We start from the raw sequence: 4,429 nt of genomic DNA on the forward strand, positions 1-4,429 counted from the left end.
TTGACGGGGCGTGGGACAGGTGCACGGTGCACTCCTCCTCCCCGGGCTCGAGCCGGCTCACGTACGTGCGGTCCTTGACCCGGTCGAGGGCGAGCTGGACGAGGACCGTGCAGGGGAGGATGAGCGGTCGTTCGGGCCCGAGCCGGGGTATGAGGCGGCGGCACGCGTCCCGGTAGGGGCACTCTCGAACGCGTACGCGGTCCCCTTCCACCTCCATGAGGAACCGGCCGGTCCCCGCGTCCAGCTCGAGGGTGCCCTCCTCCCGGAGGGCCCGTTCGAGCCGCTCGAGGTCGAAGTCGAGGAGCCGTTTCAGCCGGTCGAGGACGAGGTAAAGGTGGGCGTAAACGACGCGACCGTCGTGCCGCTCGAGCTCGCGGTTGAGGACGAGGGCGACCGAGATGGTGTGCCAGGGGGACGTGATCACCGCCTCAGGGTGAGTCGGCATCGGTCGTTCCCCCGTCGTACCTCCCGGAACCAGACCCCGTTCGTGGCCGCGATCAGGAGGGCGACGGGGCACAGGACGCGGCCCTCGAGGTCCTCGACGAGTCGGCAGACGGGCTGCCAGGGGCAGTCCTCGACGGTGATCTCGTCGCCGTCCACCCGGTAGGTCTCCCCGACCGGTCCCTCGAGCTCGCCGTTTCGGTCCGGGAGGCCCTCGTACAGGCTCAGGATCCGTTGGACCTTGCGGCTCTCGAGGTTTCGGAGCGTCTCCCGGAGGGCGCACGCGACGTCGCCCGGGGTCTGGAGGTCGCGGAGCGTGGCCAGCATGGCGGCCAGGAGGGCCGCGTTGAGGTCCGTGGACCCGTCGCTCACTACACCCCGGCCCCGATCTCGGACTCCTCCTTCAGCCTGCGCGCGGCCTCCTCGAGCTGGCTCAGGAGCACCCGGGCCAGCCCCTCGGTGATCTTCCCGCTGTCGTACAGCAGGCCCACGATGAAGTCCTCGTCCACCTCCTTGAGCACGAGGGAGTGCCCGCCGACGACGGAGACGATCAGGCCCTCCTCCAGCTCCACGAGCTCCTCCATGATGTTTCGGACGCGCAGGAGGATGGTGGAGGAGATCGCGGCGGGGTAGTCGGTGTTCACCTCCCCGATGTCCTTCACGACCTCCTCGGAGACGGCCGAGTCGACCGTGAACCCGTCCTTCGTGGCGATGAACGCGCAGAGCACGCCCTCCTTGTCCACGACCCGCTGGAGGTCGGACAACCCGGACCCGCCCCCGCTGGCGGTTCGGCCGGACGGCATTATTTGCAGTTAGATAAGGTTATCGGCACGGGAAAGCCCTTTCCGAATTGATTTTTACCCTTCGTCGCCACCGATCGCGCGGGCCGGGGGTGGATCGGGCATTGGGGTCGTCGAGGTCCGGCTCCCCGTGAGCGGCGACGAGCTCGCGCAGACGCTCCTCGACGTGCTGGGCTCCCTCGCCACCTCCGACGATCGCCTGCACGAGTGGATCCGGGACACGATGGGGGAGCTTCAGGCCCGCCTCCGCGCCGAGGAGGCGGTGCGCGCGGAGGAGCTCGTGGACGGGAACGGCTGGGAGCCCCGGGTCACCGCCGTCGCCCGCGCCTCCTCCCCGCTCCAGCTCGCCGGCGCGGCCCTGCTCGTCCGGCTCGCCCGGGAGTTCCGGCTCGGGGGGACTGAGGCCGCCCTCGCCGCCGCTCTGCACGACCCCGGGTGGCGCGAGCGCATCCTCCGCGTCCTCCGCTCCCACCACCTACCGCTACGGGTCGACCTCCCCGGGGACCTGCCCCTGTACCTGCACGACCACCCGGGCCTCCTCATCGACCGGGCCCGGGGGCTCGCCGAGGGGCTCGACTGCCCCATCCTCCGCGACCTGCTGCGGCGCTGGGAGTGGGGCGACCCCGACGCCTACCCCGAGATCCTTCGACTCCTCGCCGAGTGCGCCGACGTCCTCCCCGGCGACCCCTACCGACCCCTCCTCGAGCGGCTCGCCGAGCGGTACCGGGTGGACCCGGACCTCCTCGACGGCTTCGCCCGCCTCCTCGACCCGAACGACCTCCCCGACCCGCTCCGCTGGGAGCATCGCGTCCTCCGCGCCAACGCCGCCGCCGTCCCCGGACCCATCCCCGACCGGCGCCCCTACCTCCCCTGGATCCGCCGGGAGCACGGGACCGCCTACACCGACCTCCGCCGGCTCGTCCCCCTCTACCCCGAGGTCTTCGACGCCGTCATGAGCGCCCGAGGGTACCGGCTGACCCTGGACGAGGTCGAGGAGCGCCCCACCGACTACCTCCCCAACCCGGTCGCGCGCGCCCTCACCGCGGACCTGCGCCCCGGGGACGTCAAGGCCGGCCGCTCCTGGGCCTATCTCGTCCACCACGAGATCGATCACGTCGTCCCCGTCGCCACCACCGACCCCCTCACCACCCTCACCGAGGAGGAGCTCCACGAGCTCCGCGAGGTCCTACCCCACCCAGAACCCGCGCTCGCCCAGTCACTCCCACTCACCGGCCTCATCCGCGTCAAATCCTGGCTGCTACACCGCAAGCTCCCCGGACGCAGGGACCTCGAACGCCTCCACCCGGGGCGCGCCACCTAAGGGGACGAACGGCGCCAACGCCGCTAACGGTAGCGCAGCCCCCGCAGCCGCGACAGGTCCCGAGCCACGTCGTCCCCGTCCCCCGGCACCGTCCCCAGGTCCACGGCCACCTCCTCCACGTCCACCTCGGAGGCGGCCACCTGCCTCTTCACCCGCTCCACCCGACGCCTCACCTCCTCCCGCTCACCGGTGAACACGCGCACCAGCTCCCGCAGCATCCGAGCGCTCCCCCACCGGCTGGGCTCCGGAACCGATGACCCCCTCCTAATAACCCTTTACCTTTTCGACACTTAAGACCCAACCGCCCGGTCGGCGCCGGGACAGGCCCGACGCTGGAACACCAAAAGGAAGCGTAACGCCGACCAGATAGGGAACGAGTGTGGTCACCACGGAGCCCCCACAATGAACGACAGCCAAGGTCGACCCAGGGAGATCCTCGTCATCAGGTCCTCGGCCGCGACCAGGGGCACGGACGCGTGCGAGCTCAGCGCTCGAACGAGGACCGGTGGACCGCGGAAGCCCACCCCGAGCGTGGGCCGGCGGACCAACGGCCGTGATGACACGACCCCCTGACCGCCGGGTACGCCCCGCACGCCCTCAGCCCGAGAGGCTCCCGCCCGCCGCTTACCGGTTAACACACCGACACCGAGCGCGGCGCGATCCCCCTATCGCAGACCGGGAACGCACACGGTAACCCATCGACGCTCGAACGACCGTCGGGGCATCACCCGGATGAAACGCAACCCCGGGCTGTTCCGCGCGTTGGGTTACCTCTCCGCCCGAGGCTCCATCACCGAGTACCATCGCCGGGACCGGAACACCACCGTCCGCCGCGTGCGCGTCGCCGTGGACCCCGAGGCCCTCGAGGGACTGCGACGCGACCTCAGCGCCCTGGACATCGCCCACCAGACGGAACCCCGAGCCCTCAAGATCGACTCCAAGACGGTCGCCGACGGGCTCCTCCGACTCGGCCTCCCCCTCGGCCCCCGACGCGAGACCGGCCCGAAGGTTCCCGACGCCGTCCACCGCGCCCCCACTCACCTCAAGGCCGCCTACCTCTCCGGCCTCTTCGACGCCCGGGCCTCCATCGTCGACGACTCCCCGACCACACCGCGCGTCACCCTCACCGCGACCACCCCCGCCCGGCACCGCGACCGGCTCACCGCCTTCCTCCGGGACGTCCACACCCTCCTCCACGACCTCCGAATCCCCGCCACCCCCACCCAACCCTCCGGCCGCGACTACCTCCGCGCCCACCTCCACGTCGACGGCGACACCCACGTCCACCGACTCCTCACCCGCGTCGGGTTCCCCTACCACGAACGCAAACGCCGCGAGGCCCACCGCCTCAGCACCCGCCTCGAGCGCCGCATCGAACGCCTCCGAGCCCGCGCCCGACCCGCCGACGCCCCACCCGAGCCCGTCCTGCGCGACCCCAACCTCCCCGAACGACAGGAGGCATACCTCCGCCGCCGAGGCCTCCTACCGCTCGACCTCGACGACCACAAGACCCCACTCCTCGCCCGCATCCTCGGCTACGCCCTCGGCGACGGCAGCCTCCACGAGATCGACGGACGACCGCGGCTGACCTTCGCCGGCGAGCCCGAGGGCCTCCGGGACCTCGCCGACGACCTCGCCGCGCTCGGCGTCGGGACGGGCCTCAGGCGGTGGGACACGAAGGACATGGTCGAGCTCCACGTGCACTCGCGCGCCTTCGCCCGCTACCTGAAACGCCTCGGAATGCCCCGAAGCCCCAAGGTCGAGCGCGCCTACCGGGTCCCCCGCTGGATCCGCCGCGCACCCACCGGCATCAAGGCCGAGTTCCTCGCGGGACTCTTCGGGGCGGACGGATGGCTCACGGAGTCGA

The 4,429-nt window shown here is 71.5% G+C and carries 5 protein-coding genes and 1 pseudogene; 2 read left to right on the forward strand and 4 right to left on the reverse strand.

The genetic code is table 11. The annotated features are described in order from the left end of the window. From ACXJJV_RS06120 to ACXJJV_RS06130, 3 genes are all read right to left on the reverse strand, one after another. Nucleotides 1-445: hypothetical protein (locus ACXJJV_RS06120; RefSeq protein ID WP_456467303.1), on the reverse strand; the 445-nt coding region annotated here is incomplete at its 3' end. Then, nucleotides 421-813 carry a hypothetical protein gene (locus ACXJJV_RS06125; RefSeq protein ID WP_456467304.1) on the reverse strand — a complete coding sequence of 131 codons (393 nt, stop codon included), beginning with the start codon at nucleotides 811-813 and terminating at the stop codon, nucleotides 421-423. The genes ACXJJV_RS06120 and ACXJJV_RS06125, both read right to left, overlap by 25 nt. Then, nucleotides 813-1,205: a hypothetical protein gene (locus ACXJJV_RS06130; RefSeq protein ID WP_456467305.1), complete on the reverse strand. Its 393-nt coding sequence runs from the start codon at nucleotides 1,203-1,205 to the stop codon at nucleotides 813-815. The genes ACXJJV_RS06125 and ACXJJV_RS06130 overlap by 1 nt, the downstream gene beginning before the upstream one ends. 166 nt (nucleotides 1,206-1,371) lie before the next feature. On the opposite strand from ACXJJV_RS06130, the gene ACXJJV_RS06135 reads away from it, so the two are divergent. Continuing rightward, entirely contained in the window at nucleotides 1,372-2,562 is a 1,191-nt protein-coding gene (locus ACXJJV_RS06135; RefSeq protein ID WP_456467306.1) for a hypothetical protein, read from the forward strand. Between the two features lie 23 nt (nucleotides 2,563-2,585). Here the strand turns inward: ACXJJV_RS06135 and ACXJJV_RS06140 are convergent, their stop codons facing one another. Next, nucleotides 2,586-2,780 carry a hypothetical protein gene (locus tag ACXJJV_RS06140; RefSeq protein ID WP_456467307.1) on the reverse strand — a complete coding sequence of 65 codons (195 nt, stop codon included), beginning with the start codon at nucleotides 2,778-2,780 and terminating at the stop codon, nucleotides 2,586-2,588. Between the two features lie 514 nt (nucleotides 2,781-3,294). On the opposite strand from ACXJJV_RS06140, the pseudogene ACXJJV_RS06145 reads away from it, so the two are divergent. Further along, nucleotides 3,295-4,429 (forward strand): annotated as a pseudogene (locus ACXJJV_RS06145) (hypothetical protein); the annotation flags it as partial.

The sequence above is a fragment of the Methanopyrus sp. genome (assembly GCF_053997775.1).

Coding starts and splice junctions, on each gene's coding strand:
- ACXJJV_RS06140 (WP_456467307.1), bottom strand. CDS start 2,780: ATGCTGCGGGAGCTGGTGCGCGTGTTCACCGGTGAGCGGGAGGAGGTG.